10 protein-coding genes and 1 other RNA gene are annotated in these 14590 nt (G+C 41.4%); 5 read left to right on the top strand and 6 right to left on the bottom strand.

What is annotated here, in order from left to right; genetic code table 11:
* Nucleotides 1-345 precede the first annotated feature (345 nt).
* The 6 genes from ppk2 to MOB01S_RS04480 all read right to left on the bottom strand — a co-directional run bounded on the left by ppk2 (nt 346) and on the right by MOB01S_RS04480 (nt 10689).
* Nucleotides 346-1359 (bottom strand): polyphosphate kinase 2, encoded by a 1014-nt coding sequence (gene ppk2, locus MOB01S_RS04505; protein WP_084349613.1) that lies wholly within the window; start codon nt 1357-1359, stop codon nt 346-348.
* Nucleotides 1360-1443: 84 nt separating this feature from the next.
* Nucleotides 1444-4872, bottom strand: coding sequence for an AAA family ATPase (locus MOB01S_RS04500; RefSeq protein WP_066802109.1), 3429 nt, complete (start codon nt 4870-4872; stop codon nt 1444-1446).
* 66 nt (nt 4873-4938) lie between these two features.
* On the bottom strand, nt 4939-5757 hold the full coding sequence (locus tag MOB01S_RS04495) for an ABC transporter substrate-binding protein (protein ID WP_169798118.1): 819 nt from the start codon (nt 5755-5757) through the stop codon (nt 4939-4941).
* A gap of 141 nt (nt 5758-5898) precedes the next feature.
* Nucleotides 5899-7149 (bottom strand): exonuclease SbcCD subunit D C-terminal domain-containing protein, encoded by a 1251-nt coding sequence (locus tag MOB01S_RS04490; RefSeq protein ID WP_066802107.1) that lies wholly within the window; start codon nt 7147-7149, stop codon nt 5899-5901.
* Between the two features lie 12 nt (nt 7150-7161).
* Nucleotides 7162-8145 carry a peptidylprolyl isomerase gene (locus MOB01S_RS04485; RefSeq protein WP_066802106.1) on the bottom strand — a complete coding sequence of 328 codons (984 nt, stop codon included), beginning with the start codon at nt 8143-8145 and terminating at the stop codon, nt 7162-7164.
* Between the two features lie 84 nt (nt 8146-8229).
* Nucleotides 8230-10689: an LPS-assembly protein LptD gene (locus MOB01S_RS04480; RefSeq protein ID WP_066802104.1), complete on the bottom strand. Its 2460-nt coding sequence runs from the start codon at nt 10687-10689 to the stop codon at nt 8230-8232.
* Nucleotides 10690-10803: 114 nt separating this feature from the next.
* On the opposite strand from MOB01S_RS04480, the gene MOB01S_RS04475 reads away from it, so the two are divergent.
* The 5 genes from MOB01S_RS04475 to MOB01S_RS04455 all read left to right on the top strand — a co-directional run bounded on the left by MOB01S_RS04475 (nt 10804) and on the right by MOB01S_RS04455 (nt 14482).
* Entirely contained in the window at nt 10804-11820 is a 1017-nt protein-coding gene (locus MOB01S_RS04475) for an aminoglycoside phosphotransferase family protein (protein WP_066802102.1), read from the top strand.
* Nucleotides 11821-11915: 95 nt separating this feature from the next.
* Nucleotides 11916-12608: an N-acetylmuramate alpha-1-phosphate uridylyltransferase MurU gene (murU, locus tag MOB01S_RS04470; protein ID WP_066802100.1), complete on the top strand. Its 693-nt coding sequence runs from the start codon at nt 11916-11918 to the stop codon at nt 12606-12608.
* A gap of 84 nt (nt 12609-12692) precedes the next feature.
* Nucleotides 12693-12789: signal recognition particle sRNA small type (gene ffs / locus MOB01S_RS04465), an RNA gene on the top strand.
* A gap of 478 nt (nt 12790-13267) precedes the next feature.
* Nucleotides 13268-13825: an RNA 2'-phosphotransferase gene (locus MOB01S_RS04460; RefSeq protein ID WP_066802098.1), complete on the top strand. Its 558-nt coding sequence runs from the start codon at nt 13268-13270 to the stop codon at nt 13823-13825.
* Between the two features lie 51 nt (nt 13826-13876).
* A complete protein-coding gene (locus MOB01S_RS04455; protein WP_066802096.1) occupies nt 13877-14482 on the top strand; it encodes a hypothetical protein in 606 nt (201 codons plus the stop codon).
* Nucleotides 14483-14590 lie beyond the last annotated feature (108 nt).

Raw genomic sequence — 14590 nt, 5'->3', positions numbered from 1 at the left:
TTAAGTCCAGATAACTGATTTTTAATAGCCTGAAAATGGAAGACATTCCTTTTCAGGCTTTTTTATTTTCAGGTAGCCCGTAGGTTGGGTTGAGTAAAACGAAACCCAACAAATTCAAGGTTTGAGTTTAATGTTGGGTTTCACTGTCGTTCAACCCAACCTACGGACTTCCAAAACCGATTTTGTGGTAATTTTTTCAGCCCGTAATTTGGGCTTTGCTTGCAAAACCCAAAATTTTTAACAAAAACAACACGCCTAACAAACCTAAAAATTACCGCAAGTCGTAGCTTCTGTAAGTATAACAAAAACATGGGTCAATGATGACCCATGTTTAACTGGTGATGATTATTTGGCGTTATAACCAATCATCAATTGGTCTTTTTCAGCAGTTTCGTACAATGCACCTGCACGTCCTACGATGAGTGGGTCCACTTTGCCGATTTGTTCTTGGTCTTTGTCGTTGTAGATCATTTTGTTGAGTACATAACGCATGGCGTTCAATCTGGCACGTTTTTTACAGTCAGATTTGATGACAATCCAAGGGGCTTCGGTGGTATCTGTATTAAAGAACATATTTTCTTTGGCAACGGTGTACTCGTCCCATTTTTTGAGGGAAGCTAAGTCTACGGGCGATAATTTCCATTGTTTTAGTGGGTCTTTGCTACGACTGTCAAAGCGGGCTTTTTGTTCGTTGCGACTTACTGAAAACCAAAATTTGATGAGATGAATGCCAGAATCGGTGAGCATTTTTTCAAACAAAGGAACTTGACGCATGAAAGTAGAATATTCTTCATCGGTACAAAAGCCCATCACACGCTCTACTACCGCACGGTTATACCATGAGCGGTCAAACAGCACAATCTCACCTGCAGTTGGCAAATGCTGAACATAACGCTGAAAGTACCATTGACCACGTTCGGTTTCGGTGGGTTTTTCCAAAGCAACAACCCTTGCACCACGTGGGTTGAGGTGCTCCATAAAGCGTTTAATCGTACCGCCTTTGCCTGCCGCGTCTCGCCCTTCAAACAAAATCACAATTTTTTGTCCTGTGGTCTTAACGTGCTTTTGTAGTTTGAGCAGTTCTATTTGTAGTTTGTATTTTTGGGCTTCGTAGTTTTTGCGACTTAGGCGGTTCTTGTAGGGGTAAACACCATCTTGCCAGTTGGGGGCAAGTTCGTTGTCTTTGGATTTGTCGGCACGGATTTGGCTAATGACTTGGCTGGCAGGAATGTATTGGTTTAGTAATTGGCTAAAATCCGCAAGCTCTTCGGGCGTGGCGTGGTTTAGGATATCTTCAAGCTCGCTCATGGTTTTGGGCATGACGGCTGTGGTGGTGGGTTGTTTTGGGGTAGTTGCCATACTTTTTCTCCTTAATAACTGATGTCATGATATTAGCATAACGGCAAGGTTTTAGCAACATTAAAGCACTAAAAATTTTAGGGATTAAGGTCTTGTCATTATTTTTCGTACGCCTGCCCCTGATAAAGTACTGGTGCCGTTTGAGCCTTTTTTGACGATAATTTGTGTGCCGATTTGTTCTTTTAGGGCGAACACATGAGAAATGATGCCTATCATTTTGCCATTGGTGTGCAAGGCTGACAAAGTAGCAAGAGCAATGTCAAGTGTGTCGTCATCAAGCGTGCCAAAACCTTCGTCTAAAAATAGTGAATCAATACTAACTTTGTCGCTGTTCATCATAGACAATCCGATGGCAAGAGCCAGACTGATGATGAAGCTTTCGCCCCCTGAGAGATTTTTGGTGCTACGCATTTCGTTGCCCTGTGCGGTGTCAATGACATAGATGTGTAGGGCGGTTTTGTCATTATCTTTGTCCGTGCAAAGTATATATCTTTCGTTCATGGTGGCAAGTGCTTGGTTGGCATGATATAACAATAAATCCAGTGTCAAGCCTTGTGCAAACACTCGGTAAGTATGCCCCTTACTTGAACCAATCAAGGCGTTTAGCTTATCCCAAACGGCAAAATCACGTTGGGCAATCTGTATCTCATCACGCAAAGCGATTTGGGCATATTTGGCTTTTTCGTTATTTGTTTTGATTTGGGTATTTTTACCAATCTCTTGTAAAAGTGTATCCATGCTGTCTTGTAGCGTGTGCTTTTGGGCATTTAACTCATCAAGGTAATTTTGGATTAGACTATTGTCATCAAAGTTGCTAAGCATATTTTTGTCAAGTCGCTGAATCATTTGAGTGCGAGTGTCTGTGAATTTGTGCTGTTGTTCGCTGTATTGTTTTATGGCAATATTAATTTCACGAACTTGTTTATCAATCTCATCATAAGCAAGTACCGCATTGATATGGTTGGCTTCGGCGTTATTTTGTTCGTTGTCAATATTTTGTTGGGCAACTGCTGGGTCTTGGTCGCCAAATAGGGCATGGCGTTGGGCTTTGAGCGTGGTTAGTTCGCTGTGGGTGGTGTGGAGTTCTTGATGAAGCTGGTTTGCTTTATCGCCCCAATCGCTCTTTTGGCTGTGTAGATGAGCAAGGTCAATGTGAAGTACTCCAAGTTCATCATGGCTATTTTTGGCGGTGGTTAGGGTGTTGATGATGTGGTTTAGTTTCGCCAAATAATCGTCCGAATGTATGAAAAATTGCCCCACAAATTCATCAAAGTGGGTGTGGCTATCAAGATTTGGCAAATCAAGCCCCAAAGCCATGTTTTGTAGCATCTGATGTTGGTAAATGATTTGGTGGATTTGGGTTTGTTCTGCAAAAAAATGCTCAATTAAATCATGAAGTTGTCGTTGGTGTATGTCATGAGTTTCACGCAGATATTTTCCTTCATTTTCAATACCATGCATGGTTTGTTGGAGTGTGGTTATTTGTGCTTGAATGTCGTCAAAAGTAGATTTGAGTGTTTGACACAAAGCATGATGTTCTATGGCGTTTTGGGTGGTTATGTTGGCAGGGTTTATGCCAATTTTAGTGGAAAAAGTGTCTATTTGTTCATTTATGGCATGAATGGTTTGGCAAAGTATGTCTGTATTTTGTGTGGTGGTTTGGTGTTGGTCGTGTAAATATTTTAACTCACTTTGTAAAGATGATGTCTGTATTTCATGATGTTTGAGAGTGTCGTATAACTGGGCAAGTTCTGTTTTGGCGGTGGCAAGGTTTTGGGTAACGGTGATGTACTGACTGTCATCAAAAGCGTGAGGGTCTGATTTGTTGGGGTGTGTGGTTGAGCCACACAAAGGGCAAGGTGTGCCATCTGCGAGTGCTTGGGCGTGTTTTTTTAGAGCGGACAATTCATGAAACAGCGTCAAATTTTGCTCCAATGATGTGATGAGTTTTTCGTGTTGGGGGATTTTTTGTTGAATGTCGTGAGCTGTTTGGGTGTGTTGATTTAGGGTGGTTTGTTTGGCATGAATGCTGTCTGTTAGCTGTGTAAGTTCTGTTTGAGCGGTGTGCAATTCGCTTTGGTGGGTGATTTTTTGATGAATGAGTGTCAATATTTGTGCCACATCATCAAATACGGTGGGTGTGAATACTGTGTCAGTATTTAGTCCAAAAGTGGTTATAAGCTGGTGGATGATTTGGTTTTTTTGTTTGTGAAGTTCATCAAGACCTTGCTTTTTTTGGCGATAATCTTCCCTTTTGGCGTGAATGTCATGATAAAGTTTGGTGGTTAGTGTGTGATGGTTTTTGATGTTGTCATACAAATGACGCAAGGTGGCAAGCTGTGTGGCTAATGCTGTTAAATTATCAAATAGGGTTTTGGTATTTGCAAGGTCCACTGTTGCAGTTTGGGTAAGTTTGCCAAGGGTTTGTTGAAGTGTGTTGATTTTGGTTTGGGTGGTGGCGATGGCATGGGTGATGGAGGTGATTTTTTGGGTGAGTTCACCGTGTTCAAAAGATAATTTTTGGTGTGTTTTTTGGGTGTTTTCAATGTGGTTATCAAGTTTTTGGACTTCACGCAAAGTTGCCATGATGGTGCTATGTTCAGAGCGTACCTTGGCAAGGTGAGTTTGAGCTTGGTCTTTTTTGGTGGCGTGTTCGTTTAGAGTGTTTTTTAGGGTGGGCAACTTTTGGTTAAGTTCGGTGAGTAGGGTCGTCAAATGGTGAATGTCGTTATTTAAACGCAACAATTCTTTGTGCGTCAAAATTTCATCATCAAGCGTTGTCATTTGGGCTTTTTGGTTGTATAAGGTTTTATTTTGGCGGTCAAGCGTGTCATTGAGTATTCCAAACTCATCATCACTAAGTATAGACATTTCACCCAATTTTTCTTTTAGAGCGTTTAGGGCGTTTTCTTTTTGTTTGTGGATTAAAAAGGTTTGTTTGCCGATGTCGCTATAAATGTTTGTTCCTGTGATTTGTTCTAAAATCTCACTTTTTTCACTCGGTTCTGCCCGCAAAAATGCTGAAAAATCTCCCTGTGCCAACATGACGGAGCGGGTAAATTGTTCAAATTTAATACCCAAAATCTCCACCGCCAATTTATCACAATATTTGGTCTGTAAAATCGTACCGTTGTCGTCATAAGGGTGAGCAAGTTCGCTGATTTGGCGTTTGATGGGTTGGAGTTTGCCTGTGGCTTTTTTGTTTGCTCGTGCTTGCTCCCAGCGAAAACGATAGATTTTGCCATGTATCGCAAGCTCAACTTGTGCCAAACACTCGCCTGTGTCTAAGCTCATGATTTCGTTGTGGGTTTGGCTGATGCTGGTTGTGCCACTTAGGCGGGGTGTGCGTCCATAGATGGCAAGGCAAATGGCATCCAAAATGGTGGTTTTGCCTGCTCCTGTATTGCCTACAATCGCAAAAATCCCATCATCAAATACAGGGTCGGTAAAATCAATGTGCCAATCACCTTTTAGGGCATTGAGGTTTTTTAAAGAAAGGTTGAGAATTTTCATGATAAAAAAGGCGATAACGTAAAGTTTTTACGTTATCACCAATTTGATGTGATGTCAATGTGCAAGTTAGCTGATTTTGCCAAACCACTTTTGGATAAGTTTGTCATAAGTGCCGTCTGCTTTGACTTTGGCAAGCCCTGTATTGATTTTGTCTTTGAGTGCAACATTGCCTTTTTTCATGGCAAAGGCGATGTTGATACGTTCGTTACTGATAGGAATGACACGAACAGGAATGGTAGGATACTGCATGGCGTAGTAGTTAAATATCATGGAGTTACCTGTTGCTCCTACTGCTTTACCAGTATAAACAGCTTTGACAGCCAAGAAAGCACTTGGCTCTGATATGGCAAGTGATTCATCTTTGTTGATTTCAATGACTTGGTTTTTTTCTGAACTACTAACAGAGCTGTATGCAATGGTTTTGCCTTGTAGTTGAGGCAGTGTTTTGATGTGTCTATTTAGCTCATTGTCTAAAATAATGATACTGCGAGCATAGTCAAGATAAGGTTCGCTAAGCTCCATTTCTGCTTGGCGTTCTGGATTGATAGAAATGGTAGAAGCCCAAATACCAGCCATGTCATTGTTAAGCTGTGTTGTCATGTCGGTACGTTTGGCATCAATAAAGTCCACATTAAACTGACTGGCAGCGGCAATTGCTTCTAACAAATCTTTTTCAAAACCAATCAATGTACCATGTTCATTTTTAAAAGAAAAAGGTGGATAATCGCCCTGTGTGCCAACGATGATGGTTTCCCAGTTGGGATTTTTGGTGGTGATGGTTTCTGGGTTGGTGGTGGTTACATTGTCTGGGGTCTTATCGGTCTTGTCGCTACTACAAGCACCAAGCATTAAGCTGGCAAGACATAAAGCCATCAATTTCTTCATATTGAACCTTTCGGTGATTATGGGGCTAATATTATACTGCAAAAAACCCATGTTTGTAAAAATGACTTGGTGTGCGTATCATTTTTGACAACATAATATATCATGTTGTAATAATTTGGTAATAATACCAAGTCAGTTGTATCAATCAGCCCGAACATCAGACTCATGTAATGTCTGCAAGACGTATTGATAGGCGTTTAGTAGGGATTGTTTTTCATCATCATCATCAAGCTGTTCTTTGTCAAGGCGATAAGTAAAAACATCAACAGGGTCAAGGCTATCTAGGTGTTTGTGTTGGGGTGTGTGCAGGCTATTTTGGTAAAGTGTTTTGTTTTGAATGTTGAGTGCGATGACTTGCGAGTTGGTAAGGTAGGCTTGAATGTCATTTGCCAATTGGGGTTCTAGGCTGTTACCTGTGTAGATGATTTGTACCCAAATGCTGATATTTTGGCTGATAAGTCTGTCAAGTGTGGTATAAATATGGTCAAGGTCGCCTTGTATGTGGTGCAAAGGCTGAAAGGTGGGTACAGGTATGGGTTGTATATGTAAAGTATCTACAAAATCTATCAAAAGAACTTGTTTTGTCTTGCCAATTTCGCCAAAACCTAACGCAAGGGGTGAGCCACAATAACGAATGTGGTCAAGTCCACCGACTTTTTGGGGGGCGTGAATGTGTCCTAATGCCACATAGTCAATACATTCATCAAAAATGCTGGTGGGGATTTGCCCAAGTGTACCCACATACAACTCTCTCATGCCATCATCTTTGGCACTAATATTTGCCCCTGCACAAAAAAGATGTCCTGTGGCAATGATGGGGATTTTTTTGCCTGTTTGTGTAAAAATAGTGTTTTGGGCTTCTTTGGCATAACAAGCCAACGTATGATAGTGATGAGTAATGGCTGATAAGGTGGTGGACTCATGATTGCTGGCGTGCGTGCTGGCTTTGATGTCTTTGTCCCGAAGATAAGGCACGCCCATGATGATGGCTTGGGGATTGCCTGTTTTATCGCATAGAGTTAGGCAATCATCTTTGGTGTTTGGACTAATCACGCCGATGATATGAATGTTTAGGTTTTTTAAAATGTGTTTGGAAGTGTCTAGCAAGGTAGGGCTGTCGTGGTTGCCTGCGGTGATGATGATGTGCTGGCAGGGGCTGTCTGCCACTTTTGCCAAAAAATCATAATACAAAGATTGGGCTTTGTTACTAGGAGTCATGGTGTCAAACACATCACCTGCCACGATAAGAATATCCACCTTGTACTGACAAATCATCGCATGAAGCCATGTCAAAAATGCTGAAAACTCTTCGTAACGATTTTGGTGATATAGGCGTTTGCCGATGTGCCAGTCGGAAGTGTGTAGTACACGCAAGGCGGATTTTGTGGTCATGTTGGTACGATGTTACTCCATGATTTTGATATAGGCACCTGCACGAAGCTCTAAAATCCAGTCTTCTTCGGCTTGGGGTGCCATGCGAGCAAACAACATCTCTTTGGCAAGGTTACGGCGGTGCTGAACACTGACATCACGCTGACGAGTGTCATTTACTTTGAGAATGTGCCAACCAAACTGCGAGCGAAATGGTGTAGAAAAGTTGCCACGTGCAGTGTTTTGCATGACTTCTTCAAATTCTTTGACCATTTGTCCTTCATTGACCCAACCTAGACTGCCTTGTTGTAGGGCAGAGCCTGTGTCGTCTGAATAGGTGCTTGCCAATGCTTTAAAATCAGCCCCTTGTTGGAGTTGGGCATAGATGGCATTGATTTTTTGGCTTGCCATGCTGTCGCTTTGTGTGTCGTCCACACGCACCAAAATATGGCTAGTGTGCCATTCGGGGAGTAGCACTTGTTCGTTTGGGATTTTTGCACCCTCAGGGGAGTTTAGGAGAGCGTCCACATCTTGTTCGTTGATTTTGATGCGTGGCGAAACCTGAGCTTGCCAAAGGGCGGTCAAAGAAGCATCATCAATGAGTTGTTGACGAAGTTTGGCATAACCACCTGCTTGCTGTTTGTCTAGATACTGCTGAAAGTCGGTCAGCGAAGTAAACCCTTGTGCTTGGGCAAGTTGGGCAATTTGGCGGTTGATGATGTTTTCATTGACACTAAACCCTGCACGATTGACCATGCCAAGCTGTATTTTGCGAATGATGAGTTGCTCCATTGCTTGATTTTGGATTTGTTCCATGTCGGCAGGGATTTGGTTTTCTAGATAGCCCTGAGCCAGCTCTTCCATAGCGCCCATCAGCTCACTTTTTAGGATAATCTCATCGTTTACCATAGCTACCACACCATCAGTGCTGTCGTTGACGCTTAGGTTGGCATATGCAGTTGCACCCATGCCAAAGGTGAGTAAACTGGCTAATAAGGTTGTTTTTAAAAACTTCATGATTGTCTCTAAATTAAAGGTTGTTTAAGTTTAGCATTTTGACCCCAAGTCGTCAAATGTGTTTGTGTTTGTTTTATTTTGCTGTTAATACGCCCGTTGCCATGCTTGTTGTGCGGTATCATACCCCATAACCTTGTCGCTAAGTAGGCGGTTTAGCTTGCCACCACTGGTAATGCCATTTAAGCGGACTTCTGCCATGATTGCATGGTTTTTACTAGAATCAGGGCTTAGGTCGTTGCGGTATTGACGAGCATAAACTGAAATGCCATAACAACAATCTTCGTAATTAATGCCCACCAACGCATCTAATAAACGGGAGTTTTTGTGGTCATATTGGGCTTGAGATAGGACACGCCAACGGTTGTTGATGGGGAAAATCGCCGAAGCGGTGTAGGCGGACATAGCAAGCTGGTTGGTAAATTTATTTTCTTTGCGTTCAATCATGCCGACATTGAATAGGCTTTTGTCATTGGGCTGATAACGCACTTGGGCGATGGCTGAGTTAAAGCGATAATCTGGGTTTAATGCACCTGCAAAATCCACCCATAGATTTTGTTTGGGTTGCGTACTCATTTGCCATGCCAAGCCAGAATGACTGCGGTCAAAGGTTTGGCTATCCTCAATCCCTACTTTGGTTTTTTCAAGCAAAAACTGCTCGGCCACACCAGCATCAAAACGTGTCAAACCGTTTTTGTCTACATAGCGATAGTTTATCGCAGGTGTTACGGCGTGCAAATCTTGGATGCGGTCATAGCCCAAAAACCAGCTGTCTGATAGAAGTTGGTCATAGCTGATGGTGGCGACATCGGTCTCAAAATTGGGAATGTTGGCTTGGTTTTTGTAGGGGGTGTATGTGTATTTTAGGCGTGGGCTAACGGTCTGATAACCGCCCAAACTGTCTTTGAACCACCCAAAAGGTGAACCTTGTTTTTCAAAAAATAGTCCAGAATCAACACTAAAATGTGGTGCAAATATTGAATACCGCCCTTCTTCTTTGGTGAGATTTTGCCCTGCCAAGCTGTCTTCGTCATAAGAGGCATAAAGATGTGTCAAGCCAAATTTTGGTGTAACGTAACCCCATGATTTGGTTATGGGGTAGCTGGCAAGCAGTTGGTTGTACATACGTACACCGCTTTTTTCTACTTCTGAGTTGTCTTTGATGGATTTTTTAAAGTAAGCGGTGTTATGTATCCCTGTCAGTTGCAAGGCGTTATTGCTAGGTAGGGTATAGTTCACCGAAAGTTGGGGCAGGCGTGAATAGGGCTTGTCTTTGTCGGTGATGGGTGTACCGTCTGATTTTGTACCGTCTAGGCTTTGGAATGTTTCTACACGCAAATCAGCGTTAACGTGTTCGTTATAATAGGTTGCCCAAATACGTCTGGGGAGATTTAGGGGGTTATTTTCCAATCCTAAGGTATCAAAATCGTTTAAATAATCACGGTCAGAGACATAGCGATATGTCCCATGTACAGACAGATGGGGGTATTTTTTAGAGTGCCAATCATGGTCATAAAACAGGCGACTGCGGTCTTGGTCGTCATAATTTTTATCATTGGGCAAATAAGAGCCTGTCAAAATACCAGAGCCTAAATTTTGGGTCAAATAGCGAAATTCTCCCGTCAGCATGGGATTGGTGTTGCTGTATATGGTGGGAGTTAGGGTCAAATCATAATTGGGAGCAAGGTTGATGTAGTAGGGCGTATTGATTTCAATGCGGTCGGAGCTAACACCTGCATTTGGGAGCAAAAAGCCTGTGGCACGTCTATCATCAATAGGGAAGTTGAGATAAGGTAGATAAAAAATAGGTGTATCACCAAGGTTAAGTTTGGCATTTTTGGCAATACCACGCCCTGTATCGGTATTGATGTCAATGCTGTCAGCGTCTAAATGCCATTTGCGTTCGTTGGGTGGGCAGGTACTAAACATCACGTCCTGCATTTCATAATGGCTATTGTTGTGTTTGGTCATTTGTTTGGCATGACCATGTGCATTCATCGTGGTGCTGGCAAAGGCGATGTCGGTGGCAATGGCAGACTGATTGTCGGCGTATTTTAGGTTATCAGCCACCCCAATGATGCCTGCGGTATTGGTGTTAGGGTTGGTGTTGCCGTCTGCAAACAGTACTTGACCATCAGCATTAATTTCACCTGTGCTGGGCTTAAAAGTTACTTTTTCGGCACGTACTTGTCTGCCTGACTGCTCAATGATAACATCGCCTGACAATTCAGCATAATCATCGTTGTCCCAATACCCCATGTCAGCTTGGGCAAATACCGTACCATCGCTTGTATCCACGCCAGTTGCGTTATCTTCATCTTGGTTTTTTGTCTGAGTTGGTGATTTGGGTTGTACCCATGCACCATGACAACGAGTGTGGCTATCTGGGTTGGTGTGATAATATTCGGTAAGTTTTTTTAGGTTGGCGTTTTGTTTGGGGTTGGCAAGGGCTGTGTGTGGCAATAGCCCAATCGCACTCACACCAACAAGTGCAATCTGAATACCTGTGGTGAGCGTGCTTTGTCCGTGATGATGTTTGCTACGCATGATGTGCCTTAAATACCAAAATAATAAAAAATTCGCCTATTTTACACCATTTTTGTAGAGAAAATGCGAAAATTAAGCTAAACTAGCATTTATTTTTTTATAAAAGGGTAAGCCATGAACCGCACTGATGAAATGATGACATTTTTAAACACGCATTTGACACAAGGTTTTCGTGTGGAGAGTTTGGCAGGCGATGCCAGTTTTCGCCGTTATCACCGCATTTTTTTTCATGTTGGCAGTGAGATTGGGCGTGATGAAATGAGCTATTTGCTTATGGACGCACCCCCCCAAAAAGAAAGCGTGGTTGAATTTGTCAAAGTTGCTCACATTTTATCCGAAAAAGTCAATGTGCCTGATATTATCGCTTCTGATATTGAACGTGGTTTTTTGTTGCTCCAAGATTTTGGCACGACCGAATTTGCTCATTTAATTTTAGATAAAAACCAAAAAGACAAACATTACACCACTGCCTTACATACCCTTGCTCAATTACAACAAATACGCACCGATGTGGATTTGCCACCTTATGATGATGACAAACTCACTGCTGAGATGAATTTGTTTTCAGAATGGTTTTTGCCTTATGTCAATGTTCAATTTGATGATTTGTCATTATTATTATGGCAACGATTACAAAAAATATTGCTTGACAACATTCAAACACAACCCAAAGTGATTGTACATCGTGATTATCACAGTCGTAATCTTATGGCGGACAAATCCTCTGATGCTCTTGGTGTGATTGATTTCCAAGATGCTCTCATTGGGGCAGACACTTATGATTTGGTCAGTTTGGTAAGAGATGCTTATATTGACGAAGATGAGGTATGGGTCAATCAAAAAATTGAAGAATTTTATACACTCATTCACCGCAAAGATGATATTCATGCTTTTACCAAAGATGTTAATATCATGGGTATCCAAAGACATTTAAAGGTATTGGGCATTTTTGTTCGCCTATATCAAAGAGATGGTAAAGACCGCTATTTGACCAATATCCCAAAAGTCATGAATGATTTACGCATTGAATTGGCATGGCTTAGCGAACATGGTAATAATGTGGTTTATGGCGAATTTTTGGCTTGGCTTGATAAAAAAGTCATGCCCAATTATCAACAAAAATTTGCATAAAATAAATCTCACTTTCAAATCAATTGGTTGGGTGCATAATGTGCCTAACAAATTTATTAAATTAAAATTTAATCGTTTAAAGCAGTTAAAGCACTATGATTACCCAAGCCATGATTTTATCGGCAGGCAAAGGCACTCGCATGAGACCTTTGACACTCACCACTCCCAAGCCACTTGTTCTTGTAGCAGGTAAACCGCTCATCGTCTGGCATATTGAACGCTTACGGCAGGCGGGTATTAGTGATATTGTCATTAATGCAGGTTATTTGGGTGATGTGTTGATACAAGCATTATCGCAGATGACATTGGGGGTTAATTTGCACATCTCTGATGAGAGTGTACTTGATGAGCCATTGGAGACGGCAGGGGGGATACGCTATGCTTTATCACAAGGCTTGCTTGCCCACAAACCATTTTTGCTCGTCAATGGCGATGTGTGGACAACGACTGATTTTGGTCGGTTTCGTGCGGTTACGCTTGGTGATAGGTTGGCTCATCTGGGTTTGGTTGCCAACCCCGAACATAATCCTGATGGTGATTTTGTGCTAAATGATGGCAAAGTCTATCCCAAAACGGACAAATCTGACTTGACGTTTTCGGGCATTAGCGTGATGTCGCCTGACATTGTGGCAGATGTGGCGGTGGGGCAGATTGCACCGCTTGCTCCGTATCTGCGTCAAGCGATGAATGAACATCGCATCTCTGGCGAAATCATCAGTGATACTTGGGTGGATGTAGGAACATTGGAGCGACTGGCGTGGGTGGATAATTTTGCCAAAAATTTATAAATTTCAATGTGTTATATAATTTTACAAAAAATTGCAAAAAGTGCTTGCAAAATTTTAAAAATAACCTATAATAACACTCGGCTTCATCGGTAACTTCGCAACTTTGATTTATGAACCCCGCCAGGACCGGAAGGTAGCAACGGTAGTAATCCCAAAGTGTGCCGAAGATGTGCTGATGAAGTCACTTTTTTTGCCTTAAAATTTATTTAACATAATCTTTTTCATGAATGAAATGTGGATAAACATTAACTGGGTGAAATTTATATCGCTGAATGTTGGCATTTGGGTTTTATAGTAAATTTTACTCAAAACCCAACAGATGGTTTTTGTTTATGGTAAGAAAAGTTAAATCACAACAAAAACCGTTCACCCTTTAATAAACTTCCTGCAAAACTCAAAAACAAGGAAAACCGTTCGTGGTGAGCTTGTCGAACCGCCACTGTTTTCCTACCCTTCGACAAGCTCAGGGCGAACAAAAAAACCTAGTTTTGCAGGAAGTCTAATAAATAAATCTAAACCAAACAATTCACATTTTTAGGTTGAGAGTGAGGTTTGTTTATTAAACCTTTAAACTTACATCTATAACGACCATTTTATTTTTTGACAAGCTGTTTAATCCTTGCTATATTTGGCAAGGATTTATTTTTTTGGAAAAATGTATGATACTTGATGAAAAATCCCTAAAAAATCACAGTCGTTTTTTAAGTCGCATTTTACGCCACAAACCTGAATTGATAGGGATTGTGCTTGATAATCACGGTTATGTGGCGGTGGAAACTTTACTCAATGCTTTGCAAAACAGTCAATTTCCCATGACTCGTGCCATGCTTGATGAAGTGGTGGCAAATAACGACAAAAAACGCTTTTCGTATAGCGATGATGGGTTAAAAATCCGTGCCAATCAAGGACATTCGGTGGCTGTGGATTTGAATTTATCACCACAAATACCCCCGCCCATATTGTATCACGGTACGGCGATAGATAGCCTTGATGGCATTTGGCAAATGGGTTTAATTCCCAAAACTCGCCATCATGTGCATTTAAGTGGTGATGTACAGACAGCGATAAAGGTTGGTAAGCGTCATGGGGCAGTGGCGGTGCTACGGGTGGACACGGCTCAGATGGTGGCAGATGGCGTGGTGTTTTATCGCTCGGCTAATGGCGTGTGGCTCGTGGACACTGTACCGCCCAAATATTTGGAGCGATTGGCTTTGTAATACTATCATTTTGATAAAAATTTTAGTAAAATGACGATAAAAGGTAACCCTATGAAAGTCATAGAGCAAGACCTAGCTCCCAACACGTCTCTATCATTGCCTATCACGATTTGGCAGGTGATTGATGATATTGAACCTATTGATAAAAACCTGCGATTTCGTTTGCGTTTTGGGTTGGCTTTTTTTATATTGATGGTGGGTTGGTGGATTTATGATGCGGATGCCCCAATTGGTTTTTTGGTATTTTTCTCATTGATTTGTTTGCCATCTTTTTGGTTTTATATTTTTCATTATCGTCATTTTAATTTAAAAGCCAATACACCACTACCAATCATCACTTTTGCCAAGCATTTTGTCAAAATGTATGATAATTATGGTAATATGGTGATTGATAATAAATCGGTAGATCATCAAGTTAGTAAAATTGAAACTTGGGGCGTGGTACATTGGTTGGTGGTGGCGATAAAAGGTCAGAAATTTCGTTATTTTTTATTTGATAATCCAACTTGCCATTATTATATTGAAGTAGATGGTGAACGTTATAAAATCCCTATGGATAAATTGGCATTTTTGATAGAAAGTTTGGTGTTGGAAATTAAAAACAACCCCAATCATGATGCTATTACATTACATGAAAACCATTATGTTGATTGGTAAATTTGGCATTTTTCAAAACTTGGAAAACCGACGACCTAATTTTAATTGCTGATGAGATTTTATCAATAAATTTCCCACAAAACTTGGTTTTGACCCTTTGATAAATTT

Origin of the sequence: Moraxella oblonga NBRC 102422 (genome assembly GCF_001598275.1) — a bacterium.
Lineage (GTDB): Bacteria > Pseudomonadota > Gammaproteobacteria > Pseudomonadales > Moraxellaceae > Moraxella > Moraxella oblonga.
The sequence above is the reverse complement of the archived record's forward strand: the minus strand, read 5'-3'. Positions and strand labels throughout refer to the sequence as shown.